The 26,192-nt window shown below is 69.1% G+C and carries 27 protein-coding genes and 1 tRNA gene; 18 read left to right on the top strand and 10 right to left on the bottom strand.

The annotated features are described in order from the left end of the window. Window positions 1–7: 7 nt before the first annotated feature. From IT182_07735 to IT182_07710, 6 genes are all read right to left on the bottom strand, one after another. Window positions 8–1,489 (bottom strand): insulinase family protein, encoded by a 1,482-nt coding sequence (locus tag IT182_07735; GenBank protein MCC6163224.1) that lies wholly within the window; start codon window positions 1,487–1,489, stop codon window positions 8–10. Beyond that, window positions 1,489–2,865 carry an insulinase family protein gene (locus IT182_07730; GenBank protein ID MCC6163223.1) on the bottom strand — a complete coding sequence of 459 codons (1,377 nt, stop codon included), beginning with the start codon at window positions 2,863–2,865 and terminating at the stop codon, window positions 1,489–1,491. The genes IT182_07735 and IT182_07730 overlap by 1 nt, the downstream gene beginning before the upstream one ends. Before the next feature lie 76 nt (window positions 2,866–2,941). Then, window positions 2,942–4,063, bottom strand: coding sequence for a UDP-3-O-(3-hydroxymyristoyl)glucosamine N-acyltransferase (lpxD, locus tag IT182_07725; GenBank protein MCC6163222.1), 1,122 nt, complete (start codon window positions 4,061–4,063; stop codon window positions 2,942–2,944). A 14-nt stretch (window positions 4,064–4,077) separates the two neighbouring features. Continuing rightward, window positions 4,078–4,782: a hypothetical protein gene (locus IT182_07720; GenBank protein MCC6163221.1), complete on the bottom strand. Its 705-nt coding sequence runs from the start codon at window positions 4,780–4,782 to the stop codon at window positions 4,078–4,080. A 68-nt stretch (window positions 4,783–4,850) separates the two neighbouring features. Next, on the bottom strand, window positions 4,851–5,432 hold the full coding sequence (locus IT182_07715) for a hypothetical protein (GenBank protein ID MCC6163220.1): 582 nt from the start codon (window positions 5,430–5,432) through the stop codon (window positions 4,851–4,853). A 47-nt stretch (window positions 5,433–5,479) separates the two neighbouring features. Beyond that, window positions 5,480–6,409: a hypothetical protein gene (locus tag IT182_07710; protein MCC6163219.1), complete on the bottom strand. Its 930-nt coding sequence runs from the start codon at window positions 6,407–6,409 to the stop codon at window positions 5,480–5,482. Window positions 6,410–6,452: 43 nt separating this feature from the next. Here IT182_07710 and gatC point away from each other — a divergent pair, with 43 nt between their 5' ends. Together gatC and gatA are read left to right on the top strand one after the other, a co-directional pair. Then, window positions 6,453–6,752, top strand: a complete 300-nt coding sequence (gene gatC, locus IT182_07705; protein MCC6163218.1) for an Asp-tRNA(Asn)/Glu-tRNA(Gln) amidotransferase subunit GatC — start codon at window positions 6,453–6,455, stop codon at window positions 6,750–6,752. Next, the gene (gene gatA / locus IT182_07700; protein MCC6163217.1) at window positions 6,749–8,176 is read left to right on the top strand and encodes an Asp-tRNA(Asn)/Glu-tRNA(Gln) amidotransferase subunit GatA; all 1,428 of its coding nucleotides are present in this window, start codon (window positions 6,749–6,751) and stop codon (window positions 8,174–8,176) included. Before gatC ends, gatA begins: the two co-directional genes overlap by 4 nt. Before the next feature lie 25 nt (window positions 8,177–8,201). On the opposite strand, the gene IT182_07695 is transcribed toward gatA, so the two are convergent. After that, entirely contained in the window at window positions 8,202–8,411 is a 210-nt protein-coding gene (locus IT182_07695) for a hypothetical protein (GenBank protein ID MCC6163216.1), read from the bottom strand. A gap of 214 nt (window positions 8,412–8,625) precedes the next feature. Further along, the gene (locus IT182_07690; protein ID MCC6163215.1) at window positions 8,626–9,078 is read right to left on the bottom strand and encodes an Hsp20/alpha crystallin family protein; all 453 of its coding nucleotides are present in this window, start codon (window positions 9,076–9,078) and stop codon (window positions 8,626–8,628) included. 341 nt (window positions 9,079–9,419) lie between these two features. On the opposite strand from IT182_07690, the gene IT182_07685 reads away from it, so the two are divergent. From IT182_07685 to IT182_07655, 7 genes are read left to right on the top strand one after another with little or no spacing between them, the layout of a single operon-like run. Continuing rightward, window positions 9,420–9,851 (top strand): Hsp20/alpha crystallin family protein, encoded by a 432-nt coding sequence (locus IT182_07685; GenBank protein ID MCC6163214.1) that lies wholly within the window; start codon window positions 9,420–9,422, stop codon window positions 9,849–9,851. Between the two features lie 6 nt (window positions 9,852–9,857). Further along, entirely contained in the window at window positions 9,858–10,655 is a 798-nt protein-coding gene (locus tag IT182_07680) for a TIGR00282 family metallophosphoesterase (protein ID MCC6163213.1), read from the top strand. Then, window positions 10,652–12,364: an exodeoxyribonuclease VII large subunit gene (xseA, locus tag IT182_07675; protein MCC6163212.1), complete on the top strand. Its 1,713-nt coding sequence runs from the start codon at window positions 10,652–10,654 to the stop codon at window positions 12,362–12,364. Before IT182_07680 ends, xseA begins: the two co-directional genes overlap by 4 nt. Further along, the gene (xseB, locus tag IT182_07670) at window positions 12,361–12,615 is read left to right on the top strand and encodes an exodeoxyribonuclease VII small subunit (protein MCC6163211.1); all 255 of its coding nucleotides are present in this window, start codon (window positions 12,361–12,363) and stop codon (window positions 12,613–12,615) included. Before xseA ends, xseB begins: the two co-directional genes overlap by 4 nt. Further along, on the top strand, window positions 12,612–13,538 hold the full coding sequence (locus IT182_07665; GenBank protein MCC6163210.1) for a polyprenyl synthetase family protein: 927 nt from the start codon (window positions 12,612–12,614) through the stop codon (window positions 13,536–13,538). The genes xseB and IT182_07665 overlap by 4 nt, the downstream gene beginning before the upstream one ends. Next, a complete protein-coding gene (locus tag IT182_07660; GenBank protein MCC6163209.1) occupies window positions 13,445–14,296 on the top strand; it encodes a TlyA family RNA methyltransferase in 852 nt (283 codons plus the stop codon). Before IT182_07665 ends, IT182_07660 begins: the two co-directional genes overlap by 94 nt. An 8-nt stretch (window positions 14,297–14,304) precedes the next feature. Further along, window positions 14,305–15,189 (top strand): NAD(+)/NADH kinase, encoded by an 885-nt coding sequence (locus IT182_07655; GenBank protein MCC6163208.1) that lies wholly within the window; start codon window positions 14,305–14,307, stop codon window positions 15,187–15,189. A 74-nt stretch (window positions 15,190–15,263) separates the two neighbouring features. On the opposite strand, the gene mltG is transcribed toward IT182_07655, so the two are convergent. Then, window positions 15,264–16,292, bottom strand: a complete 1,029-nt coding sequence (gene mltG / locus IT182_07650) for an endolytic transglycosylase MltG (GenBank protein ID MCC6163207.1) — start codon at window positions 16,290–16,292, stop codon at window positions 15,264–15,266. Beyond that, a complete protein-coding gene (gene ruvX / locus IT182_07645) occupies window positions 16,289–16,729 on the bottom strand; it encodes a Holliday junction resolvase RuvX (GenBank protein MCC6163206.1) in 441 nt (146 codons plus the stop codon). The genes mltG and ruvX overlap by 4 nt, the downstream gene beginning before the upstream one ends. Before the next feature lie 45 nt (window positions 16,730–16,774). Here ruvX and IT182_07640 point away from each other — a divergent pair, with 45 nt between their 5' ends. The 9 genes from IT182_07640 (at window position 16,775) to pheT (ending at window position 26,165) form a co-directional block, all read left to right on the top strand. Continuing rightward, window positions 16,775–17,968: a peptidoglycan DD-metalloendopeptidase family protein gene (locus IT182_07640; GenBank protein ID MCC6163205.1), complete on the top strand. Its 1,194-nt coding sequence runs from the start codon at window positions 16,775–16,777 to the stop codon at window positions 17,966–17,968. After that, window positions 17,944–19,143, top strand: a complete 1,200-nt coding sequence (locus IT182_07635; GenBank protein MCC6163204.1) for a PDZ domain-containing protein — start codon at window positions 17,944–17,946, stop codon at window positions 19,141–19,143. The genes IT182_07640 and IT182_07635 overlap by 25 nt, the downstream gene beginning before the upstream one ends. Window positions 19,144–19,251: 108 nt before the next feature. Then, window positions 19,252–19,327: transfer RNA gene (locus IT182_07630), tRNA-Val, on the top strand. Window positions 19,328–19,397: 70 nt separating this feature from the next. After that, window positions 19,398–21,353 (top strand): threonine--tRNA ligase, encoded by a 1,956-nt coding sequence (gene thrS / locus IT182_07625; GenBank protein MCC6163203.1) that lies wholly within the window; start codon window positions 19,398–19,400, stop codon window positions 21,351–21,353. 77 nt (window positions 21,354–21,430) lie between these two features. Next, window positions 21,431–22,090, top strand: a complete 660-nt coding sequence (locus IT182_07620) for a translation initiation factor IF-3 (GenBank protein ID MCC6163202.1) — start codon at window positions 21,431–21,433, stop codon at window positions 22,088–22,090. Between the two features lie 76 nt (window positions 22,091–22,166). Beyond that, window positions 22,167–22,364, top strand: a complete 198-nt coding sequence (rpmI, locus tag IT182_07615) for a 50S ribosomal protein L35 (protein ID MCC6163201.1) — start codon at window positions 22,167–22,169, stop codon at window positions 22,362–22,364. A 170-nt stretch (window positions 22,365–22,534) separates the two neighbouring features. Beyond that, window positions 22,535–22,903, top strand: a complete 369-nt coding sequence (gene rplT / locus IT182_07610; GenBank protein ID MCC6163200.1) for a 50S ribosomal protein L20 — start codon at window positions 22,535–22,537, stop codon at window positions 22,901–22,903. Window positions 22,904–22,974: 71 nt separating this feature from the next. After that, a complete protein-coding gene (pheS, locus tag IT182_07605) occupies window positions 22,975–24,099 on the top strand; it encodes a phenylalanine--tRNA ligase subunit alpha (GenBank protein ID MCC6163199.1) in 1,125 nt (374 codons plus the stop codon). Beyond that, a complete protein-coding gene (gene pheT / locus IT182_07600) occupies window positions 24,096–26,165 on the top strand; it encodes a phenylalanine--tRNA ligase subunit beta (GenBank protein ID MCC6163198.1) in 2,070 nt (689 codons plus the stop codon). The genes pheS and pheT overlap by 4 nt, the downstream gene beginning before the upstream one ends. Window positions 26,166–26,192: the final 27 nt, after the last annotated feature.

Below are 26,192 nucleotides of genomic sequence, written 5' to 3'. Positions count from 1 at the left end.
GCGCGCCTCAGCGGCCTGGCACCAGCGACGGCAGGGGTCCCTTGCGGCGCAGCGACGGACTGGTCAGGTCGAGTTCCGAAAGCGGCAGCACCTCGACGTTGTCCACGCCCACCGCCTCGAGCTGCGGCAGCACGCGCGATGCGTCGCCGACCAGCACGATCGACAGCCGGTTCGGCTTGACGAACTGTTGCGCCACGCGCTGGATGTCGGCGCTCGTGACGGCGTTCACGCGATCGCGATACGTCTCCAGATCCTTCACGTCGAGGTCGAAGAACAGGAGGTTGAGCACCTGCAGCGCGATGTCGTCGGCCGTCTCGATGCTGAGCGGGAAGCTGCCGGAGAGATAGGCCTGGGCGCCCATCAGCTCCCGCTCGCCAACAGGCTCGCGCACGAGCCGCTGGAACTCGCCGATGGTCAGGCGCAGCGCTTCGCCGGTGGTGGACGTCTGCGTATCGGTCTCGGCGATGATCGAACCCGCGAGCTTGAACGCGTCCATGTCCGCCGAGGCCCCGTACGTGAGGCCCTTCTCCGATCGCAGGACGTTCTGCAGGCGATTGGCACCCTCGCCGCCGAGGATCTTCGTGGCGAGGTTCAGCGTCATGAAGTCGGGGTGCTTGCGGGCGATGGCGACGTGTCCGGCGCGGATCTCCGTCTGGACGGCGTTGGGCCGATCCACCAGCACGACACGGCGCGTCGGTTCCGGCAGTTCGGCATCGAGCGCCGCAGGGACGTCGTGCGGTTGCCAGGACCCGAACACCTGTGTCACCGCCGCGAACGCCGCCTCGACGTCCACGTCGCCGACCACGGCGAGAATGGCGTTGTTGGGCGCGAACCACGTGGAGTGAAACGTCACGAGGTCGTCGCGCGTGATCTCGGGCAGCGACTCCGGCGTGCCGTTGCGCGGCAGGCCGTACGGATGGAAGCCGTAGACGAGCCGGCCGATCACGGCGTCTGCCACGAAGTCGGGGTCCTGCATGTTGACGCTCATGGCCGAGAGCGCCTGATCGCGAACGCGATCGAGCTCGTCCTGCGGGAACGAGGGCGTACGCACGACCTCGGACATCAGGTCCAGCCCGAAGTCGAAGCTGTCCTTCAGGATGAGGATGTTGACAAACGACAGATCGGTAGCCGCGCCCGTGCCGAGCGCGCCGCCGATGTAGTCGATGGCATCCGAGATCGCCTCCGACGATCGCTTCGCCGTCCCCTGATCGAGCAGGGCGCCAACCATGCCCGCCAGGCCCGGCTTGTTCATCGGATCCTGCGCGGCGCCCGCCTTCACGATCAGCCGCAGGCTCACCGCCGGCTGCTCGTGCTGGGCGACCACCACGACGCGCAATCCGTTCTGCAGCGTCCGGATCTCGTAGGGCGGAATCTTGAGGTCTGGCGCGTCGAGCGGCCGCGGCGGGCGGTCCTGCGCGCACAGCGGCGACGAGGCGGCCACCAGGGCCGCGATGAGGAGCATCAAGGTGGCGCGCACGGGCAACCGCATCACTCGTCTCCCACCGGGCGCTGACCGCGCGGCATCACCGTCAGCACCATGAGGGTCTGCGGCGTGAAATAGGTCCGGGCCACCCGCTGCACGTCCTCGACCGTCATCTTCTGGAAGATGTCGAACTCGCCGTCGGCCGTGCCGACGTCGCCCTTGTGCAGCACGACCGCGTGCGCGAGCATCGACGCCTTTCCCTGCACGGTCTGTCGTCCGATCACGTAATCGCGCGCGAACTGGTTCTTGGCGCGCTGCAACTCCCGTGCGGTGATGGGGGCCGTTACCAGGCGATCCATCTCCTCGATCAACGCGTCGGCCGCCTTGGCCGGCGACTGTCCTGGCGCGACGACCGCGACGGCGTAGAACAGGTTCGGATCCTCGATCAGGTTCGCCTGCCCGAACGCCGAGAGCGCGAGGCGCTCCTTGTACACGAGGCGCTGATGGATGCGCGAACTGGCGCCGTCCGACAGCACCTTGGCGGCGACGTGAAGCGGGTACGAGTCGGGATTGCCGTCGTAGGTGATCGGATAGGCCACGACCACCGCCGGCAGCGGCCAGTCCTCCTCGATGGTCACGCGCAGCTCGGAGGTGCGCTTCGGCTCCTGCGGGATGTTGCGCGGCACGGTGCCCGTCGGCCTGGGCACCTTCGAGAACTCGCGCTCGACGAGCGAGCGCGCCACAGTCGGCTCGAAATCGCCCACGATCACGAGCGTGGCGTTGTCGGGCCTGTAGTACGTCCTGTGGAACTCGCGCACGTCCTCGATGCTCGCCGCTTCGAGATCCTGCATGCTGCCGATGACGGGATGCTTGTAAGGATGCGTGGTGAACGCCGTGTCGTAGATGATCTCCGACAGACGGCCGTAGGGCTGGTTCTCCACACGCTGGCGCCGCTCTTCCTTGACGACCTCGCGCTCCATCTTGAACGTCGAGTCCTCGACGCGCAGCGACGCCATCCTGTCGGCTTCGAGCCAGAGCGTGAGCGGCAGGTACTGCGCGGGCACCGTCTGCCAGAACACCGTCGTGTCCTCGTTGGTGTAGGCATTGCTCTGCCCGCCCACCGACGCGATGTAGGACGTGTGCGCCTCGGGCGCCACGTTGCGGCTGCCCTTGAACATCATGTGCTCGAAGAGGTGCGCGAAGCCGGTGCGTCCGCGCTTCTCGTCCTTCGAACCCACGTGGTCCCAGAGGGTCACGTGAACGATGGGCGTCGAGTGGTCCTCGAGCAACACCACGCGGAGGCCGTTGGGCAGCGTGAAGTCCTCGAACTTGAACGCCGGCGGTCTGACGCTCGTGGCCGACGCAGGCTGTTGGAGCCCGACGGCCACGATGCAGCCAGCCAGCGCGGCGGCCGCGGCGGGCCGAGCGAGCATGCGGATCATCGAGACCGATTATGGCAGGGCACCCGGCCTGCTCCAACGAAATGGGACGACGGGACGGCGATCGACGGGGTCGGCCCTACGCACCGCCGCGTTCGGCAGGGTCGCCCCTCCCGGCCCGGCCGTCCGGATCGGGCTCATCTGCCCCTGACGACTGCAGCGCCTCGAGGCGGCGTTCGAGCGCGGCCACGCGCTGGCGCAGCGCCGGGAGGGTCCGGAAGACCGCCGACGCCTTGAGCCAGTCGCGGTTGTCGATGGCCGGGTATCCGGAGACGAACGCCTTGTCGGGGAGCGAATTGGGGATGCCCGTCTGCGCCGTCGCGCGCACGCCCCTGCCGATCGTGAGGTGCCCGGCCACGCCCACCTGCCCGGCCAGCACGGTGCCCGCGCCGACGGTCGTGCTGCCGGCGATGCCCACCTGCGACACGAGGATCACCCGCTCGCCCAGTTCGACGCCGTGCGCGATCTGGACCAGGTTGTCGATCTTGGTGCCGGCGCCGATCACCGTTGCACCGATCGGCGGGCGGTCGATCGCCGTCAACGCGCCGACCTCCACATCGTCGCCCACCACGACGGTCCCCACCTGCGGGATCTTGAGCATCGCGCCTGTCGCGTCGGCCGCGAACCCGAACCCGTCGCTGCCGATCACGGCGTGATCCTGGACCACCACGCGGTGGCCGAGCGTGACCCGCTCACGGATGCTGACGTGCGGATGCAGGAGACAGTCGTCGCCGATCACCGCCCCGTCGCCGATGAACACGTGCGCGCGGACGGCGGTCCGGGCACCGATGACGGCGCGCGCGCCGACACACGCGTAAGGCCCCACCGATACATCGACGCCGAGCACCGCTGTCGCATCGACCACGGCCGTGGCGTGAACGCCCACAGGTGGAGCCGGCTGCGGGTGCAGGAGCGCCAGCGCGCGCGCGAACGCGACATACGGCTGTGTCGTGCGCAGCGCCGCGACGGGCACGGCCACGTCATCACTGGCAATCACCGCCGTCGCGCGCGTGGCGGCCAGCGCCCTGGCGTACTTCGGGTTCGAGAAGAAGGAGACGTCGCCGGGGCCCGCGCCCTCGAGCGCGGCCACGCGGGTGACGGTCTGGGCGCCGTCGCCCTCGAGGCGACAGTCGAGCAGGTCGGCCAGTTCACGGAGCGTCACGGCCTGCGGAGTGTACTCCGGCGCGGCGTTCTCCGCCACGCGCGAGACGTGCGTCAGGGCGTGGCGAGCCTGTCTGGCACCATGCGCGCCACAAACCGCGGCAGGTCCTCGAGGCGGAGCCGCAGGGCGATGTCATCGATGGCAGGACCACGGACGTCGCGCGAGAGCGCGAGCGCGTCGCGCAGTTCCGCCAGCGGCGGACTGGCCACCATCGTCCAGGCGATGGCCGTGAGTCCATGCCGGGCACCGCGCCACGAGAGGTAGCGGGCCACGACGAAGAAGCCGAGGAAGTACGCGACGACGTTCGGCCCCGGGACCAGGGCGAGCGCGCCCGACACGACGAACAGGACGGTCGTGACGACCAGCCACAGGAGGTGGCGATCGTTGTCGCGGCGCAGCGACGTCCGCATCGCTTTCAGCGCCGACTCCGGAGCGACATCGTCGGGATGGTGCAGCGTGGCGCGCCTGTGCCGGCGCAGGTGCCAGAGCAGGCGCTGTTCGTTGATGTGCTCCGCGATACGGCGCAGCGTGCGCTGCTGGAGACGGCCGAGCCATGTCGCCGCGTCGGGTGCTGCTTCGCCGCGCGCGCGACGCCGACGCTCGTCTTCCGCGTCGGCCAGCATCTGCTTGAAGCGATCCACGAGCCGCCGGAACATGCCGCGCGGCTGCTGCGCGTCGACGGCGTCGTGGTCGTCGGCGGGCTCGCAGTATGGCTCGAGCCGACCGTCGCCGATGGGAATGAGATAGACGTCGAACATCGCGAAACGTACCGGAATCTACGATAGCACCGGGCCTGCGAGGTACACGCCAGGACGGGCCGCAAGAATCAGTACGTTCTGACGTAGGTGAGGTTCGCGCGGACTTCGACGTCGGTCAGCCGCACGGGCGCGGCACCGGCGGACGGCTCGATCACGACGTCGTACGTGCCTGCCGGCGCGACGAGCACCTGATACGCCTCGCCAGGCACGCCGCGCGCGACTTCCGAACCGTCCTTGCGCACGAGTCGCGCGTTCCATGCCGGCGCGCCAGCAGCGGCTGGGCCGGCGCGGCGGATCTGCAGCGCCCCGAACGTCTTGTCGAAGTTCAGCACTTCGAGGTGACGTCCGCGTTCACCCGGGTAGTCGACGAGCAACCGCAGCGTCGTCCATGCGATGCCGCTGACCTTCCCCTCGTGGTGCTGCACGAGTTGCAGGTCGTACTGCCCCGCAGCCAGCGACACCTGCCGTTCGCCGCTGCTCACCAACGGCGCGGCCTGCCCGTTGGTGCGCGTGCCGGCAGGGAACACGGTGACGTGCGTGTCTCGCGTGACCTCGACGGCACCACGGAACACACGCACGTCGAGCGAGAGTGGCGACGACTGCACGCCAATGCCGAGCGTCAGGAGCAGCAGCGCTGGAAGTAGTGACATGGACATGATTCTCTCCGCCTTCCCGTCATCGCGACATCGCGGCATTCTCAGGGAGTCGGCGGTCTCGACGCGCGGCGGCGCTGCGGGGTGCGGGGACCGCGGGGCTGCGAAAGGTCGGGCTTTCCGGCAGCTTCCCAGGCGCCGATGATGTGGGCGGCGACAGACGCGATCGCGTCGTTGATGCGCTGCTCCAGGACGCGACCCGCCCCAGCCTCGGCAAAGCGCGTGAAGTATCCGTCGTCGTACAGGTCGCCTGTGCCGATCGCCTGACGATCCGCCTCGAGCACCGTCGTGGTGAGCGCGGCGCTCGCGATGAGCGTGGCGAACGCGGCGTCGCGCGCGTTGGTGACGGGCACGATGGCCGTCGGGTTGACCGTGAGCGTGGGCGCGAGGCGCGAGAACAGCTCCGACTCGAACCGGCTGTGGATGCCGAGCTGTCCCGTCGCCTGCCCGTCGTAGTTGACGATCGCGTGGAACGGCACGTGCGCGTCGCCGATGTAGTGGCCCATGATGGACGCGAAGAACACGGCGTTGTCCTGCGCGTAGCCCGGCGCGTCAGGCCGCGCGAGTTGCTCGAAGGTGCGCCGCAGACGTCCGTGCACTTCGGCGACACGCCACGGCAGCGTGCCTTCCTTGTTGACCTTCTCGGGTCCGAACTTGGCCACTGCCTCGTCGTAGCTGCGCGGAAGCGCGTCGAACGGCGCGGCGCCGTACGCGTCGAGGTCGAGGAAATGCCGCGACGGCTCCTCCTCGAAGCCCACGTTGCGCCACAGATCGGGATCGATGGCGTGCTCGATGAACGTCGTGCGCTGCCGCTCGAACATCTCGCGCAGGCCAGACGGCAGGCGCGCGATGACCCGCTCGGCTATGAACTTGTGGGCGTCGAACCCCCACGCGGCGACAGGGGCTGGCACCATCAGGGCCAGGGCGAGCGGCAGTGCGCACGCCGCGAAACGGAGACCACGTCGATTCGGCACGGGCGTCATTGTAGGTCGAATGTCCGCGGTACCATGACGCCCGATGGCCCGATTCGACCCCGACGACATCGACCGCGTCGCCGCGCTGGCACACCTGCGTCTCACCGACGAATCGCGCGCACGCCTCGCGTCCGATCTCACGCAGATCCTCGACTACGTGGATCGCCTCCAGGCCGTGGCGACCGACGGCGTGCCACTCACCGCGCACGTCGTCGAGGGCGAGCGCGACCTCCGTCCGGACGCCCCCGTATCGTCGCTCGGTGTGCAGGACGCCCTCGCCAACGCCACCGATGCCGACACGCGCGCGGGGCTCTTCCGCGTGCCCCGGGTGATTGGCGCATGAACCGCATCGACTTGCGCGTGACGGGCCCCACGGTATCCGCGGCCTGCGCAACGGCGCTCGCGGCCATCGCGAGGGCCGAGAGCCTGAACGCCGTGCTCACGGTGACCGACGCGCGTGCGCGCGAACGCGCCGACGCCCTCGACGCCATGGACGAGGCCGAGCGCGCGCGCCTGCCGCTCGCCGGTGTGCCCATCGCGATCAAGGACAACATCTGCGCGCGTGGCACACGCACGACGGCCGGGTCGCGCATGCTCGATCGGTTCATCGCGCCGTACGACGCCACTGTCGTCGAGCGCCTCGACGCGGCAGGTGCCGTCATCGTCGCCAAGACCAATTGCGACGAGTTCGCGATGGGATCGTCGAACGAGAACTCCGCGTACGGGCCTGTGCGCAATCCGTGGGCGCACGATCGCACGCCGGGCGGGTCGAGCGGCGGGTCCGCGGCCATCGTGGCGGCGGGGGCCGTCGCCGTGTCGCTGGGATCGGATACGGGCGGATCGATCCGTCAGCCCGCGTCGTTCTGCGGCGTGGTGGGTCTCAAGCCGACATACGGTCGCGTGTCGCGATACGGCCTCATCGCGTACGGGTCGTCGCTGGATCAGGTGGGCCCGATCGCGCAGACGGTGCGGCAGGCCGCCCATGTGCTGGCAGCCATCGCGGGACCTGATCCACGCGACGCGACGACAGTGGATGCCCCACCGTTCGACGTCCCCGCCGCCAGTGCGTCGCTGCGCGGCCTGCGCGTGGGGGTGCCGCGCGCGCTGATCGAGCAGGGTGTCGATCCCGACGTTCGCGCCTCGGTGGAAGCCGCGCTGCAGGTGATGGTGACCGGCGGTGCCACACTGCACGACATCGAGTTGCCGCACGCCGAGTACGCGATCCCGACCTACTACCTCGTGGCGACGGCGGAGGCGAGCGCGAATCTCGCACGCTTCGATGGCGTGCGCTATGGACATCGCGCGGATCCGGGCGAGTACGACGATCTCGCGTCGATGTACGCCGCGTCGCGCAGCGAAGGGTTCGGCGCCGAGGTCGTGCGCCGCATCATGCTCGGCACGTACGTGCTCAGCGCCGGGTACTACGACGCGTACTACAGGAAGGCGCAGCAGGTGCGCACGCTGATCGCGCGCGACTACGAACGCGCGTTCGCGAGCGTCGACGTGGTGGCCACGCCCACGGCACCGACAACGGCGTTTCGCCTGGGTGAGAAGGTGGAAGACCCGCTGCAGATGTACCTGGCCGACGTCTTCACCGTCAGCGCCAACCTGTCGGGCCTTCCCGCCATCAGCGTGCCGTGCGGACTCGATGGACAGGGACTGCCGGTGGGCCTGCACCTCACGGCGCCGGCGTTTGCCGAGTCTGCGCTCCTGCGGGCGGCAGCGGCGTATGAGGATGCCCGCGGCGCATTCGTGACGCCGGCCTGACGGCCGGCGTCCGTGAAGCAGGGTGTCAGGCGGCGGCGAGGGCCGCGGTGCCCTTCCAGGCGAGCCAGACCAAGCCGGCCACGAGCAGGAACGGCAGGAGCGGAATCGCGAGGACCGCCAGCACCGCGACCATCGCCACGCCCACGCCGACCACCGTCGCGATCAGGCCCGCGGCGATCCCGAACGCGCCGAAGATCAGCCCGAACACGATGCCCAGAAGCCCTTTCAGCAACATGAGGGGCAGGAAGACGAGCCAGAGCACGGCTCGCACGGCGGTCCAGGCCATCGCCAACCCGGCCACCACCAGCATCGCCACCATCGCGCACCCCATCACGAACAGCGTCGTCATAACGGATCTTCCCCCTGCGCGAATCTGACGAACACAGGGCCGGACGGGTTCAGCCGGCAACCGGCAACCGCTGAACCAGTCCGGCCCTCCTGCAATCTGGCTAGCTGACGGCAACGTCGATCTGGCGCGGCTTGGCCTCGGCCTTCACCGGCAGCGTGATCGACAGCACGCCGTCCTTGAACTCCGCCTTCACCTTTTCGGTGTCGATGCGCGACGGCAGCGAGAACGAACGGGTGAACGCACCGTAGGAACGCTCCACGCGGTGGTACTGCTCCTGCGTCACCTCGCTCTCCCGCTTGCGCTCGCCGCGCAGCGTCAGCGTGTTGTTCTCCACGCGCACGTCGCTGTCCTCGCGCGCGATGCCAGGCAGTTCGGCCTTCAGCACGATCTCCTGGTTGGCGTTCTCGAAGATGTCCACCACCGGGAGCCACTCACCCCGCTGCGTCAGCCCGCCGTCGTCCAGTCGCCGCGTGTACGCGTCGCCGAAGATCCGGTTGATGCGGTCCTGCATCGTGGCCAGCTCGTTGAACGGGTCGAATCGCACCATGCTCATGTCTCTCTCCTTCGACACCCAGGCGGCTCTGCAGGCCACCTGTTGCCCATGTCCATATGTCTTCCCCGCCCCGCCGACCATCCGGCGAAGCGGCACGAGAGACAGCATAGCAGCCATAGTGAGCGAAATCAAAGCATTTAATATGAGTGCGATTGAATCATATTTAACGAACTCAAACGGAGGTCAGGGGCTTTCAACCCCTTGCGTGACGAACGGGTTGAAACCCGTTCGCTCCATCTGCCCCCCGGTGGCCTGCCGCGCCGTAGCGCGTCAGCGCGGAGGCTGGCCGGTTGCCGGTTGCCCATTGCCGGTTGCCGGTCTCTTTGTGCGATCATCGCGGGATGCTGTCGTTTCCGGAGGCCGCCGAGCTCGCTGACGAGGTGCGCCGTCTCTTCGAGGACCTGCAGCACGCGCACGATGCCGCGCCAGGCGGGCTGTACGCCCCACCGATGGACGTCGTCGAACGCGGGGATGCCGTCGAGGTCGTGATGGATCTGGCAGGTGTGGCGCCCGACGATGTCAGGGTCCTGTTCAAGAACAACACGCTGGTGATCGCCGGATGCAAATGGCCGGCGGCCGGCCCCTCTGCACGGACCACGTCGTTCCACCTGGTGGAGCGCAGCTTCGGACGCTTCGCCCGCGCGGTCCGGATCTCGGCCACGCTCGACCTGGGCAAGGCCCGCGCGACGATGGCCGAAGGGGAACTGCGAGTGCGGCTTCCGCTGCTCAACAACGGGCACGAATTCGTGATCCCGATCGAGAAAGTCGTCTAGGCGCGCATGCGCATCCTGTTCATCGGCGACATCTTCGCCAAGGTCGGGCGCGATCTCGTCAAGCGCGGCGTGCCTGCGCTCGTGCGGGCGCGCGACATCGACGTGGTGATCGCCAACGGCGAGAACAGTGCCGGCGGTTTCGGCATCACGCGGGAGATTTCGAAGGAGCTCTTCGACGCCGGGATCGCCGTCCTCACGTCCGGCAACCACGTGTGGGACAAGCGCGAAATCCTCGCGTTCATCGACGATGAGCCGCGGCTTCTGCGTCCGTTCAACTATCCGGCGGGTACGCCTGGACGCGGGTCGACGGTCGTCACCACACCGGCGGGCCTGCGCGTGGGCGTGCTGAACCTGATGGGCCGCGTGTTCATGACGGCCATCGACGATCCGTTCACGAACGGCCGCGCGGAAGTCGAGCGCCTCAAGGCCCACACCGACGTCGTGTTCGTGGACTTCCACGCGGAAGCGACGTCCGAGAAGGTGGCGATGGGCTGGCATCTCGACGGCCTCGCCACGGCGGTGGTCGGCACGCACACACACGTGCAGACGGCAGACGCGCAGGTGCTGCCGGGCGGCACCGCGTACTGCACGGATGTCGGCATGACCGGGCCACACGACGGCGTGATAGGTGTCGAACGCGGTCCCGTCATCAGTCGGTTCCTCACGGGCCTGCCGTCGAAGTTCGATACGGCGAGCGGCATGCCGCGCCTGCACGGCGTGATCGTCACCGCCGACGCCAGCGGGCGCGCGACAGCCATCGAGCGCCTCAGTCTCACCCCCACAGACATCGAGGACCTGGGGTGAGTTCGCTCTTCGACCTCCCGTTCGAGGACGAGCCAGCACCAGACAATCGTCCGACGGATGCAGGGGCACCCGACGGTCGTCAGGCAGATGCAGGGGCACCCCTTGTGGGTGCCCGAAACGAACGAACGACCACGCGACCTGCCGAACGCCCTCGTGAATCGGGCACCGGGCACCGGGCACCGGGCACCGGATTCGTCGAGCGCGAGAGCGAGCGACAGGAGCCGCGCCGGCCGCGCACGTACACCGTCAGCGAGCTCACGCATGCCGTACGGCAGTCGCTCGAAGGCACCTTCGGACGCGTCTGGGTGGAGGGCGAGATCGCCGACTGCACCCCATCGCAGGGCAACGTCTACTTCACGCTGAAGGACGGTGGCGCGCAGGTGTCGGCAGTGCTGTGGCGGACGGACGCCGCGCGCCTGCGCTTCAAGCTGACCACCGGCCTGCACGTGCTCGTGAAGGGGCGCCTCTCGGTCTACGTCCCCCGCGGCCGCTATCAACTCATCGTCGACAGCATCGAGCCGAAGGGGGCGGGCGCACGTCAGCTCGCGCTCGATCAACTCAAGAAGCGCCTGCAGGCGGAAGGTCTGTTCGACCCGGCACGCAAGAGAGCTCTGCCGATGCTGCCGCGCCGCATCGGCGTGGTGACATCGCTCGACGGCGCTGCCGTACGCGACATCCTGCGCGTGCTGCGCACCCGCCGCGCGCCCGCCGACATCGTCATCGCGCCGACCCGTGTGCAGGGCGAGGGCGCGAGCGTCGACATCGCGAGGGCGATCGCGCGCGTGGCGCGCGTACCCGACGTCGACGTGATCATCGTGGGCCGCGGCGGTGGATCGACCGAGGACCTCTGGGCGTTCAACGAGGAAACCGTCGCGCGCGCCGTCGCGGCGGCACCCGTGCCGGTGATTGCCGCGGTCGGTCATGAAGTCGACACGACGCTGGCCGACTACGTGGCCGACGTGCGAGCGGCCACGCCATCACAGGCCGCCGAGATCGTCGTGCGCCAGGCCAGTGACTTCCGCGACCGTCTCGCGGGCGCGCAACGCCAGATGGCGCTGCTCCTCGGCAGCCGGCTCGACAGGCAGCGCACGCGCCTCCTGCGCATCGAAGGCCGTCCCGGCTTCGCGCACTACCGCGACGAGATCCGCCACCGCGATCGCCTGCGCGTGGAGCTCACCGATCGCCTCGCGCACGCGTGGCGTGAGCGCACCGCGCGCCGCACGCGTCGACTCGCGGACCTTGCCGCGCGGCTCGACGAGCAGCATCCGCAGCGTCAGCTCGTGACGCGCGTCAGGCGACTCACCCAGATCGACGATCGTCTGCGCAGCGCGATGACCACGCGACGTGCGGCCGCGCACGCACGGCTGCAGGCCAGCCGCGAGCGCCTGGCCCGCGTGGGCCTCGATGCTCGCGTTGCGCAGTCTGGCCGTCGCGTCGATCACCTGATCGGCCGCGGCCTGGCCGCGCTCACGCGCACGCTGCACACGGGCGACCGCCGGGTGTCGTCGCTCTCGGGTCAGCTCGATGCGCTGAGTCCGCTCCGTACGCTCGCACGCGGCTACGCCATCTGCTGGGACACACCGGGCCAGACCGTCGTGCGCAGCGTGGCTGGCGTGTCGACCGGCGATCGCGTTCATGTGCAAGTGAGCGACGGCATGCTGCAATGCGACGTCGCCGCCACCAGTCCCGATTCCCCGCCACGCCCATGACCGATCCCACAGATTTCGAGCAGGCCATCACCGAGCTCGACTCCATCGTCCGTACGCTCGAACAGGGTGACCTGCCGCTCGAGCAGTCGCTCGCGTTGTTCGAGCGCGGCGTCACGCTCTCGCGCTTCTGCCACGATCGGCTCGCTGACGCGGAGCGCCGCATCACCGTGCTCACGCAGAACGGTTCGCTGCGCGACGAGACGGCGGCGTTCGACAAGGCCCTCGCATCGCGTACCAACGACGGCGAATGAGCACACCATTCGACGAGTTCGCCGAGGGCTGTCGCCGCGACGTCGCGCGCGCGCTCCTCGCGTGGCTGCCGGCCCCGCCCGACTGTCCACCGCGCCTGCACGAGGCGATGCAGTACAGCCTGCTCGCTGGCGGCAAGCGCATGCGTCCGGTGCTGACGCTCGCCGCGGCAGACGCCGTCGGCCTCGGACATCCCGACGCGCGCGCGCTGGCGCTGCCTGCCGCCTGCGCCCTGGAGATGATCCACACCTACTCGCTCGTCCACGACGACCTGCCCGCGATGGACAACGACACGCTGCGACGTGGACGTCCGACGGCGCACGTCGTGTACGGCGACGCGCTCGCGATCCTCTCCGGCGACGGCCTCCTCACCGAAGCGTTCACACTCATCGCGCGTGAACCGGCCATCGACGGTCCGGCCATCGCCACACGCAAGCTCCAGACGATCGCGCTCATCGCGCGCGGCGCCGGGGCGTGGGGCATGGTGGGCGGACAGGTGCTCGACCTGCAGTGGGAAGGCGCGCCGCGGCAGGAGCGGCTCGATGACGATCTGCAGCGGCTGCAGGACATCCACGCGCGCAAGACAGGCGCCCTCATCCGCGCCGCGACGGGCGCTGGCGCGATCATGGCCGGCGGTACACCCGATCAGGTGGCAGCCGTCGACGCGTACGCCATCGAACTCGGGCTCTGCTTCCAGATCGTGGACGATGTGCTGGACGTGGAGGGAGATGCGGCATCGCTCGGCAAGAGCGCCGGCAAGGACGAGGCCTCGGGCAAGCTCACCTATCCCGCGCTCTTCGGCGTCGAGGGCAGCCGGCAGCGTGCGCGCGAATGCGCCGAACGCGGTCACGCCGCGCTGACCCGCGCGGACCTCTCGGGCCACCTGCCCGCCATCCTCGACTGGACGCTCACCCGCCGCCAGTGACCGACGCACGCCTTCCCCGCGTGCGCCTCGATGCGCTGCTCGTGCAGCGCGGCGTCGCGCCATCACGCGAACGCGCGCGGGCGCTGATCCTCGCCGGACACGTCTCCCTGCCCGGCACGTCAGCACCGCCCAAGCCGGGGCACCTCGTGCGCCAGGACGCCGACGTCCAGGTGCGGCAGGCCGATCATCCGTACGTCGGCCGTGGCGCGCTCAAGCTGGTACACGCCCTCGATACGTTCGGCATCGCGTGCGAGGGGCGCGACGCCCTCGACATCGGCGCGTCGACGGGCGGATTCACAGACGTCCTGCTGCGGCGCGGCGCCGCGCACGTGGTGGCGATCGACGTCGGGCACAACCAGATGGACTGGCGGCTGCGGTCCGATCCACGCGTCACGTGTCTCGAACGCATCAACGCGCGCTACCTCACGGCCGACGCGCTGCCGCCGGGCCGTCGCGCGTTCGACATCGTGACGGCCGACGTCTCGTTCATCTCCCTGCGGTACATTCTCCCGGTCGTGCCGCCGCTGTTGCGGCCGGGTGCCGACGTGGTGACGCTCGTGAAGCCGCAGTTCGAGGCCGGGCGTGACGAAGTCGGGCAGGGCGTGGTGCGCGACGAGGGCGTGCGCCAGCGCGTGCTCGCCGAGATCATCGGTGCGGCCGAGGACCTGGGGCTGACGGCGGTCGGGCATGTGCCGTCGCCGATCGAAGGCATGGAAGGCAATCGCGAGTGGCTCGTCCACTTCAGGAGTCGTGCATGACGTCCCCCATCCGCCGCGCCGGCATCGTCGCCAAACCCGGCCTGACCCAGGCGTCGTCGCTCCTCGGCGAGATCGGCACGTGGCTGGTCGCTCGCGGCGTCACGCCGTGTTACGAGGCATCGACGGCAGCGCTGGCCGGCCAGGCCCTGCCTGGTGAGGTGTGTGACGCGGCCGTCCTCGGACGCGATGAACAGTTGATGGTGGTGCTCGGCGGCGATGGCACGCTGCTTGGCACCGCCGGCCGTCTCGGCACGGGCGGCTACGACGTGCCCGTCGTGGCGGTGAACTTCGGCAGCCTCGGCTTCCTCACCGAAGTGCGCATGACCGAGACGTTCGAGGCGCTCACGCAGGCGCTCGACGGCACGGCACGCGAAGAGCGGCGCATGATGCTCGAGGCGACGGTGCGGCGCGCCGACGGCACCCGCGTGCGGCACCTCGCACTCAACGACGTGGTGATCACCAAGGGCGCGCTGTCGCGCATCATCGATCTCGTCGCGTCTGCCGATGGACAGTTGATCGCGCGCTTCAAGGCCGACGGCCTCATCGTCGCGTCGCCGACCGGATCGACCGCGTACAACCTGTCGGCAGGAGGGCCGATCGTGCACCCGGGCGTCGACGCTCTCGTGCTCACGCCCATCGCGCCGCACACGCTCACCAACCGTCCCGTGGTGCTGCCCGCGTCGGTCGCGCTGGAGATCGTGGTGGCGGGAGAGACGGCGCGATCGTCACGCGAAGAGACGTTTGTCACCTTCGACGGCCAGATTGGCGACATGCTCGGCCCCGACGACAGCGTCGCCATCGGCCGCGCCCCGTACGCCCTCCGCCTCCTCAAGCCCGCCGCCCACACCTATTTCCAGGTCCTCAGACAGAAGTTGCGTTGGGCCGAACGGTGAACGGCCGGGTTCGGAGAGCCGGCCTACCCACTGCGGCGATAGGTAGGGTCGGCCCTCCGGGCCCGACCGCACTCCTATCGCTTCCGCCTGAAGTACGCGATCTGCCACGTCTGGACGTTGCGGTTGTGGGCGGCGAGGCTGCTGGCGAATTCGTGGGAGCCGTCGTTGCGGCTGACAAAGTAGAGATAGTCGACGTCCGCCGGCGCGATGGTGGCTTCGATCGACGCACGACCCGGTGAGGCGATCGGGCCTGGAGGCAAGCCCGGATAGCGGTACGTGTTGTACGGCGAGTCGAACTGGAGGTCGGCCTTGCGGATGTTGCCGTTCCAGCGGCCGGCGCGCTTGAGCGCGTAGATGACCGTCGGATCGGCCTGCATCGGCATGCCGATGCGGAAGCGGTTGCGGTACACCGCCGCCACCAGTCCGCGCTCGTCGCCGCGCGCCGTCTCCTTCTCCACCAGCGCCGCGATGGACATGATCTGCCGCACCGTCAGTCCGGTGGCCTTCGCGCGTGCGCGCATGTCCTGGTCGAACACCGACGTGAAGCGGCGCACCATCCGGTCGACGACAGCCGCCGCATCCACCTGACGCGGCAGGCTGTACGTATCCGGGAACAGATACCCTTCGAGCGTGTCGGCCTCGGGATCGATGGCCGCGATCGGCGCGGGGTTCCTGGCGGCCGCGACGAACGCCTCGGCCGATCCGAGTCCGCTCTGCCCGAAGAGCTGCGCCATCTCCTCGACCGTGAGTCCTTCCGGGAACGTGAGCGGCACGAGATAGACGTCGCCGCGCGCAAGGCGATCGATCACGGCAGCGGGCGTGACGGGCTCGGTGAACCGGTACTCCCCCGCCTTGAGTGAGCGGCCCGCGCCATACCAGCGCAGGGCGAGCCTGAACGTCAGGTCGTCGCGGATGACACCCGCCGCGATGAGCCGACGGCCGATCCCTCGCGTGCTCTCGCCCGAGGGAATCTCCACGAACTGCTCACCGGCGAACGCGCCGTGGGGCTCGGCCGCGCGTCGCACCACCACGTACGCCACGACAGCCACGGCCGCGACGGCCAGCAGCAACAGACATGTCAGAACGAGGAGCGCACGCTTCACGCGGTGGGGGTCCTTTGACGGGAATCGAGATAGTCCTGCAGCAGCACGGCAGCGGCCGCGGCATCCAGCACGGCCTTTCGACGTCGCCAGTCGCGCTCGCGTTCCGCGAGCCGCGCTTCGGCCTCAACGCTGGTGAGCCGCTCGTCGAACGGAATCACGGGAATCGTGAGATGGCGCGACAGGCGGGCGATGACGTCGAGCGTCGCCGGCGTGAAGTCGGTGTCCGACCCGTCGAGGCGTCGCGGCACGCCCACGACGATCGCCTCGATCGGATCGTCTTCCGACTGCGCGCGGGCGATGACCTCGAGCAGCAACGCCCACTGCGCCTTCAGCGACGTGCCGCGCACGATCTCCAGCGGACGGGCCAGCGTCCCTGACGCGTCGCTGATGGCCACGCCGGTCCGCCGGGCACCGAGGTCGAAGGCCAGCACGCGCACGTGGCAAGGGTAATACGGCGCCCGGTTCCGGCCGATACTGCCGTCGTGGGTGCGTTCTGGCTCGCGGCGCTGCTGACCGCACAACTGCAGTCGCTGCAACAGCCGTCGCCGACGACGCCGGCCGAGGGCACGTCGGGACCGTCGGCGCTCGTGCAGGCGGCCGAAGCCGCCAGGGCCAGGCAGGCCACGCGGGAACGCATCGCCGCGCTCGCCCGCGAGGCCGAAGGGCTGAAGCAACAGTCGGCATCGGTCCTCGACGAGTTGCGCCGCCTCGACGTCGAACGCGACCTCCAGCGCGCGAGGGAGGCGGAAGCCCGTCAGAGTCTGGCGCAGATCGAAGCCGAACTCTCGGTCCTCGTCGCGCGCGAGGCGACCCTCCAGCAGACGCTCGACGAGGAACGTCCGGCGGTGGCCGCGCGGCTGCGCAGGCTGCAGCGCCTTGGTCGCGTCGGCTACGCCCGCATCGCGTGGAACGCGTCGAGCGCACGTGACGTGTCACGCGCGGCGCGCCTCATGAACTACCTTGCCAAAGACGATGGGCGACGGCTCGACGCGTACGCGCGTACGGCCAAGGCACTGGCCGACACGCGCAGCCAACTCGCCACTCGACGCGACGAGTCGCGCGCGCTCCAGGCCGAAGCCCGCGCCCGCGCGATGGCCGCGCAGATCGCGTATGCGCGCAAGCAGGAATTGCTCTCGTCGCTCGAGATGGAAACAGGCCAGCGCGAGCGCTGGCTCGCCGAACTCGTGGCCGCACGGGCGAAGCTCGACGCATCGATGGCTGGTCGCACGCCGGTGGCGGCGCCGACTCCCGTCCAGCAGGTCCCGTTGACCACACGGCGACGCCAGTTGCCCTGGCCGCTCGCCGGCGGGTCGATCGCCGGACGCTTCGGTCGCCAGCGCGACCCGCGGTTCGGCACGAGCATCGTCAACAACGGGGTCACCATCGGTTCGCCGTCGGGCACACCCGTGCGTGCGATCCATCCGGGCACCGTCGTGTTCGCGGGGCCGTTCACCGGGTTCGGGCAGCTGGTCATCCTCGATCACGGCCAGCAATCGTTCTCGCTGTACGGCTACCTGTCGTCGATACACGTCCAACGGGGAGCCACACTCGACGCCGGCGTCATCGTCGGCGACGTGGGGGACGCGCCAGACGGCGTGTCGGCGCTGTACCTCGAGGTGCGCGTCGACGGTCGTCCCGTCGATCCCCTACAATGGCTCGCACCGGCTCCACGATGACCACGCGCACGCGACTTCTCGTCCTGACGCTCACGACACCGCTGGTCGTGTTCACTCTCGTTGGCGGCCTGCTCGGCCAGCAGCGCTCAGCGCCGGGTGCATACCCGCACCTGCGCGTGTTCGACGATGTCGTGTCGCTCATCTTCGGCAGCTATGTCGAGGAACCGAACCCGGAGACGGTGCTCGACGGCGCGATGCTCGGGCTGGCCGAAGGGCTCGACCCCGACAGCTCCTATCTCGACGCCGCGCAGGTGAAGCTGCTCGACGCCCCCGCATCCGCTGCACCCGGCGTGACGGGGATCGCGCTCACGCGCCAGTACTACCTGCGCGTGGTGGCGGCGCGCGACGGTTCGCCCGCGGCCAAGGCCGGCCTGCACACGGGCGACTACATCAGGGCGATCGACGGCAAGTCCACGCGCCACATGTCGGTCCACGAAGGCGAGCGCCTGCTGCGGGGGGCTGTCGGATCCAGCGTGGCGCTCACCGTGCTGCGCGGCAGCCAGACGGACGTGCACGAAGTTCCCCTCACGCGCGCGGCGCCGCTCGACCCGGCCGTCACCACCCGCATCGTGGCACCCGGGGTGGGGCTGGTACGGGTACCGGCGTTCAGCACGCAGACGGCGGCCCGCGTGAAGCAGGCGGTGACCGACGTCACCAAGCAGGGTGCCACGCAGGTGCTCATCGACCTGCGCCACACCACCGACGGCGAGCCGGCGCTCGGCGTGGACACCGCGCGCCTGTTCGTGAAGTCGGGCACGCTGGCGATCCTCGAAGCCCGCGGGCAGGGGCAGCAGAAGACCGAGGCGCAGACCGGCGACGGTGCCATCACGATGCCTGTCACCCTGCTGACCACCAACGGCACGTCGCAAGCGGCCGAGGTGTTCGCGGCGGCGCTGGTGGACAACGACAGGGCGAAGACCGTCGGCGAGCGGACGCTCGGCAGGGCCGCGGCGCAGAAACTGGTCAAGCTGCCAGACGGCAGCGCGCTCTGGCTGACCCACGCCCGCTGGCTGACGCCGAAAGGCACGGCCATCCACGGCACGGGGTTGGTGCCGGCCGTGCCGGTCGCCGAGCCGGACGTCGAGTTCGGCGCGCCGCCGCCCACCGAGGATCCCATCCTCGACAAGGCCATCGAAACGGCCACGGGCCAGGCTCCTGCCAGGGCCGCGGCATAGAAGACGCCACATGGACGAGATCGGGTCGTCGCACACGTGAAATCTTGCGTGTTCCAACGGCTCCGCTGTACCATGGGCGTTCGCACATGGACGTGTGCGAACGGCTATAGGCGCGTAGCTCAGGGGTTAGAGCGCCTGCTTGACACGCAGGAGGTCGGCGGTTCGATTCCGCCCGTGCCTACCAATTTCAGCCATCCGCCCACCGGTTGCAGGCCCAGCCGGCTCCGGCTGTGGAGACCAGTGTTCGCGGCATGATGTCCGTCGTTGTCACGCTTCCGGATGGATCCACGCGATCCGTTCCTGTCGACACGCCCGTTCGGGACGTGGCGGGGGGCGTGTCTCCGCGCCTCGCGAAGGTGGCCCTTGCCGCACAGGTGGACGATGAGATCGTGGACCTGTCGTACCCGCTGACGCGCGACGCACGGGTCCGGATCCTCACGGCCGACGGCCCAGACGCCCTGAAGGTCTACCGGCACAGCACGGCGCACCTGCTGGCCGCGGCCGTCACCAGGCTGTTCCCGGGCACGCAGTGCGGCATCGGGCCGGTCATCGACGAGCCGCCCGGCTTCTACTACGACTTCGTGGTCGAGCGGCCGTTCGTCCCTGAGGATCTCGAGAAGATCGAGGCCGAAATGCGTCGGCTGGCGCAGGCCGACGAGGTGTTCGAGCGACAGATGTGGCCGCGCGAGGAGGCTCTGCGCTTCTTCGCCGATCGTGGCGAGCCGCTCAAGGTGCAGCTCATCGAGGAGAACACGCAGGGGCAGGCGGAGGTGTCGGTCTACACGATCAAGGACCGAGAAACCTTCGTCGACTTCTGTCGCGGACCGCACGTGCCGTCGACGGGCCGCCTCAAGGCCTTCACGCTGACGACGACGTCGAGTGCGTACTGGAAGGGCGACGCGAAGAACCAGCCGATGCAGCGCATCTACGGCACGGCGTTCTTCTCCGACAAGGAGCTCCAGGCGTATCTGGCGCGGCTCGAAGAGGCCAAGAAGCGCGACCACCGCAAGGTGGGCCGCGAAACGGGCCTGTTCATGTTCCATCCGTGGGCGCCGGGTGCGGCGTTCTGGCTGCACAAGGGCACGGTGCTCTACAACGGCCTTGCCGAGTACATGCGCGCGGTGCTGTATCCGGCCGGCTACGACGAAGTGAAGACCCCGCTGCTCTTCAACAAGGCGCTGTGGGAAACGTCGGGGCACTGGTACCACTACCGCGACAACATGTTCACGCTCGAGGCCGCCGAGGGCGAGGAGATGGCCCTCAAGGCGATGAACTGCCCCGGGCACATGCTCGTCTTCGCCAGCCAGATGCGGAGCTATCGCGACCTGCCGCTGCGGTTGCACGAGCAGACGGCCCTGCACCGCAACGAGGCGTCGGGCGTGCTCGGCGGACTCACGCGCGTGCGGCAGTTCTCGCAGGACGATGCGCACTGTTTCGTGACGCAGGAGCAGATCGGCGAGGAAGTCCACCGGCTGCTCGGCTTGGTCCAGCGCGTGTACGGCGACCTCGGGCTGACCTATGAGGTGAAGCTCTCGACGCGGCCGGACCAATACCTCGGGCAGCGCGAGACGTGGGATCACGCCGAAGCGCAGTTGAAGCAGGCGCTCGAATCGGCGAGGCTTGCCTACACGATCAACGAAGGCGACGGCGCGTTCTACGGGCCGAAGGTCGACTTCGACGTCACCGACGCGATCGGCCGCAAGTGGCAGTGCGCCACGATTCAGCTCGACTATCAGCTCCCCGAGCGCTTCGACCTGAAGTACGTGGGGGCCGACAACGCCGAGCATCGGCCCGTGGTGATCCACAGGGCGATCTTCGGCAGTTTCGAGCGGTTCATCGCGCTGTTGATCGAGCATTTCGCCGGAGCGTTCCCGCTGTGGCTGGCGCCGGTGCAGGCCGTCGTGCTGCCCATCGCGGATCGCCACGCGGCGTATGCCGCGCAAGTGCGGGCCACGCTCACGGCCGCGGGCCTGCGCGCGGGGCTTGATGACCGGCAGGAGAAGATCGGGTACAAGATCCGGGAAGCCCAGTTGCAGAAGGTGCCGTACATGCTGGTGGTCGGCGACAAGGAAGTGGCCGACGGCGCGGTCGCGGTACGGAGCCGGCAGGGCGGCGATCTGGGGAGCCGGTCGGTGAGCGAGTTCCTCGCCGACGCGGCGGCCGAGATCGAGAACAAGGGCAGGCAGGCGGAACAGCCGGTCGGAGTGTAGGAAGCGTTTCGCGCCGCCGATCGTGGATCGGGGCACGGGGCGCGTTCAAGGAGGTCGTTATCGCGTTCGACAATCGCATGCGGGGTCCCCGACGGGACGACAGGGTCCGGATCAACGAGCGCATTCGCGTGCGCGAGGTCCGGGTGATCGACGAGACAGGGGCGCAGCTAGGCATCATGGCACCGGCGCAGGCCGTGGCCCTGGCCCGGTCGAAGGGCCTGGATCTCGTCGAAGTCGCCGCTACGGCCGTGCCGCCGGTCTGCCGTATCACCGATTACGGCAAGTACCAGTACAACGAGCAGAAGAAGCAGCGGCAGGCCCGCAAGCACCAGAAGACCATCGAGGTGAAGGAGGTCAAGTTCCGCCCGAAGGTCGATCTGCACGACTACGACTTCAAGAAGCGCAACATCCAGCGCTTCCTGCACGAAGGCGACAAGGTCAAGGCGGTGGTGTTCTTCCGCGGGCGCGAGATCGCGCACCCGGAGATCGGGCGCCGGATCCTGGAGCGGCTGATCGGCGAGTTGAACGACATCGCCGTGGCCGAGAACATCCCGCGGATGGAAGGCAACACGATGCACACCATCCTGTCGGGCCGTCCGGGGATCAAGAAGCTGGAGAAGCCGTCCAAGCCGGAGCGCGAGCCGCGCCCCGAGGCCGACGACGACGACACCGAGATGACGCCGGAGGAACTCGCAGCCGCCGCGCAGGCAGCGGCAACGGAGCTCGAGCCGGACTAGGGGTTCGGGGACACGAGGTCCCTGACACGCGGGCTCACGCGGCCCGCGGCAACACGTAACGAAGACGAGTCAGATCATGCCGAAACTCAAGACCCACAAGGGCGCCTCGAAGCGGTTCAAGCGGACCGCCTCTGGCAAATTCCTGCGCGGCAGCGCGTTCAAGCGGCACATCCTGACGAGCAAGACCACCAAGCGCAAGCGCGCGCTGCGTGGCACGGTGCTCGTCTCCGCGCAGGATCAGGGCAAGCTGGAGTTGATGCTGCCGTACAAGTAATGTCGAATGCAGGATGACGAATGAATGAATGCCGGGAATGCCGCGATGCCGGGAATGGGCCTTCCATCCTTCGGACAGCGACATCGGGCTTGTCATTCAGCATTCGACATTCGTAGAGCGGTCCGGGATTCAAGTCGGTTGAGCGCCGCCCCGAGGCTGCGGAGAAGACGATGCCAAGAGTGAAGCGTGGCACGGTGCGCCGTGCGAAGCGCGAAAAGTTGTTGACCCTTGCCAAGGGGTACTACGCCAACAAGAGCAAGCTGTACCGCTTTGCCAAGGAGGCGGTGGACCGCGCACTCAAGAGCGCGTTTGTCGGCCGTCGCCGCAAGAAGCGCGATTTCCGCCGGCTGTGGATCATCCGCATCAACGCCGCGGCGCGCCAGCAGGGGATCAGCTACTCGCAGTTCATCGCCGGCCTCACGCGTGCAGGCGTGGCGGTGGACCGCAAGATGCTCGCCACGCTCGCCGTGAGCGAGCCCGCGGCGTTTGCGGCGCTGACCACCCGCGCCAAGGACGCCCTCAAGCAGCAGAACGCTTAGCAATTGCAAACGTTCTGAAATTCCACGGGGGCCGCCTTCGCGGGCGCGCCCCCGTTTTTCGTGTGGACCCCATGTCCGATCTCTCCGTTTCCGTGGCTGCGCTGCGGGCCGAGTTCGACACCGCACTGGCGGCGGTGGCGACGGCTGCCGACCTTCAGGCCCTTCGCGATCGCTTCCTGAGCCGCAAGCACGGGCTCGTCACGGCCTTGTACGGCGAGATCGCCAGGGCGCCCGTCGACCAGAAGCGCGAGATCGGCAGGCTGGCCAACGAACTGAAGCAGGCCGTGGAAGCCGGCCTCGAGGCGCGCCGCGAGACAGTGGCCAGCGGCACGCGGACGCCGGGCCTCGATCTCACGCTGGCCGCACGGCCACTGCCCGCCGGCTCGCGTCATCCGCTCAACGCGATGCGCGAACGCATCGAGCGCATCTTCACGCGCATGGGCTACGAGATCGTCGACGGCCCCGAGACCGAAGACGACTGGCACACCTTCGAGGCGCTGAACATGCCCGCGGACCATCCGGCCCGCGATGCGCAGGACACGCTGTATCTGGAAAGGGCGTTCAGCCGGCAACCGGCAACCGGCAACCGGCAACCGGACAGCACGGGCGGACGGCAACCGGCAACCGGCAACGGGCACCCCGGGGGACAGCCGCGGCCGGCGACGTTGCTGCGGACGCATACGTCGGCGGTGCAGGTGCGGTACATGGAGGCGCATGGGGCACCCGTGCGCATCATCGCGCCGGGGCGGGTGTATCGGCGCGACAGCCTCGATCTCACGCACACGCCGATGTTCCAGCAGGTCGAGGGTCTCGTCGTCGGTGAGCACGTGACGATGGCCGACCTCAAGGGCACGCTGCTCGGGTTCGCGCGCGAGTTCTTCGATCCGAAGACGCCCATCATGTTCAAGCCGAGCTTCTTCCCGTACACGGAGCCGAGCGCGGAAGTCTTCGTCGGCTGTCAGTCGTGCTTCGGCTCCGGCTGTCCGATGTGCAAGCGCACGGGCTGGATCGAGATCGGCGGCAGCGGGATGGTGCACCCGTCGGTGTTCGAGGCCGTGGGCATCGATCCGGAGCGCTACACGGGCTTCGCGTTCGGCATGGGCATCGAGCGTCTCGCGCTGCTCGCCCATCGCGTTGACGACATCAGGGCGTTCTACGAGAACGACCTGCGCTTCCTGGAGCAGTTCGCGTCGTGAGAATCCTCGTCTCGTGGTTGCGTGACTACGTCGACGTGCCGGTCACCATCGACCAGCTCGCAAACGATCTCTCCATGCGCGGGTTCGAGGTCGCCGCCGTCGATTCCGTCGAGGGGCGGCCAGACGATGCCGTGATCGACTTCGAGATCACCGCGAACAGGCCCGACTGCCTGAGCGTGCTCGGCATGGCGCGCGAAGTGGCGGTGCGCTACGGCGTGCCGCTGCGCGTGCCCGTGCCGGCGGTTGCCGAGGCACGCGTCGCGCAGAACGACGGCGCCGCGCTGCGTGTGTCTGTCGAACGCGCGGATCTGTGCCCGCTCTATTGCGCGGCGATGATGGACGTCACGGTGGGCCCCTCCCCCACCTGGCTCGTCGAGCGACTCACGCTCGCCGGCGTCCGCTCGATCAACAACATCGTCGACGTCACCAACTACGTGCTGCTCGAGCTGAACCAGCCGCTGCACGCGTTCGACTACGACACGATCGCCGGACATCAGCTGACCGTGCGCACCGCGCACGCGGGCGAACGCCTGACCACGCTCGACGGCGTGGCGCGCACGCTCGCCGACGACATGCTGGTGATCGCCGACGATGCCGGCGCGCAGGCGGTGGCGGGCGTGATGGGCGGTGACGCGACCGAGATCGGCGCGACAACGAAAACCATCGCACTCGAAAGTGCGTACTTCGAGCCTGCGCAGGTGCGCCGCACCCGACGCCGGCTCCAGCTCTCGACCGAGGCCTCGTATCGCTTCGAGCGCGGTACCGATCCCTCGATGCCGCTGCGTGCCCTGCACCGCGCCGTGGAGGTACTGACGCAGATCGGCGCCGGTCGCGTGCGTGGCGGCGACGTGGTCGCGGGGACGCCGGCACTTGCGCTGCGCACCGTGCGCCTGCGATGGCCACGCATCGCGCGCGTGCTCGGCATGGAGGTGCCCGTTGCGGAAGTCGAGTCGATCCTGACGTCGCTCGGCTTCGGCCTCGCGCACGACGATGACGCGAACGGACCTGCGTGGATCGCGACCATCCCCGGATGGCGCGGGGACGTAACGCGCGAAGAAGACCTCATCGAGGAAGTCGCGCGGTGTGCTGGCTACGACCGCCTGCCCGTGACGTTCCCGCCGCTCGCTGCTCCGCCCGCCCGGACGGCGCCGCGTCTGGTGCGCGACGCGCGCGTACGCGACATGCTCGTGGGCGCCGGCTTCGCGGAGGCCGTGACGTTCACGTTCATCGAGCGGGCCGCGGCGGCGCCGTTCGACGCGGCACCGATCGCCATCGCGAATCCGCTGTCGGAGCTCTTCGCCGTCCTGCGGCCCTGGGTGCTGCCGGGCGTGATCGACAGTCTCTCGCACAATCGCCGGCGCGAACATCGCGACATCCGGCTGTTCGAACTCGGCACGCGCTTCACCGACGCGCATGGCGAGACGCATGGCGTGGCAGTCGCGTGGACGGGCGCCGCCGCGCCTGAACACTGGAGCCGCAGTGGCCGTCCCGTGGACGTGTACGACGTCATCGGCGTCGTCGCACGCATCGGCGACGTCCTTCGCACGCCCCTCACGCTCGAGCCGGCCGATCACGCCGCGTTCATGCCGGGCCGCGCAGCGCGCGTCGTCAGGGCGGATGCCGGCGGGCGCGTGGACGTGGGGTGGGTGGGTCAACTGGCTCCCGCGCTTGCCGAAGCGCGCGGGCTGCCGGGTGCGGATCCCGTGTTCGTGGCCGAGGTGGATCTCGACCTCGCGGCTCCCGACCATGCGCCAGACTGGCAGGCCGTGATGGCGCCTCTCCCGCGGCACCCATCGGTGGTGCGCGACCTGTCGATCGTCGTGCCGGCCGACTTGCCCGCGGTGAGGGTTCGTGACACGATTCACACCGCTGCGCCGTCCACGCTGGTGGAGGTGCGCGAGTTCGATCGCTATCAGGGATCGTCGCTGCCCGCGGGCACCGTGAGCCTCTCGCTGAGACTCACGTTCCGCGCGGCCGAGCGCACGCTGACGGATGTGGAGGTGCAGTCGGCCGTCGACGGCATCCTCGCGGCGCTGGCGGCCGGGCACGGCGCGACCCTGCGTTGACTGGATCGGCGGACCGCCGATCAGGGA

This window comes from Acidobacteriota bacterium, assembly GCA_020845575.1.
Taxonomy (GTDB): domain Bacteria; phylum Acidobacteriota; class Vicinamibacteria; order Vicinamibacterales; family Vicinamibacteraceae; genus Luteitalea.
The sequence above is the reverse complement of the archived record's forward strand: the minus strand, read 5'-3'. Positions and strand labels throughout refer to the sequence as shown.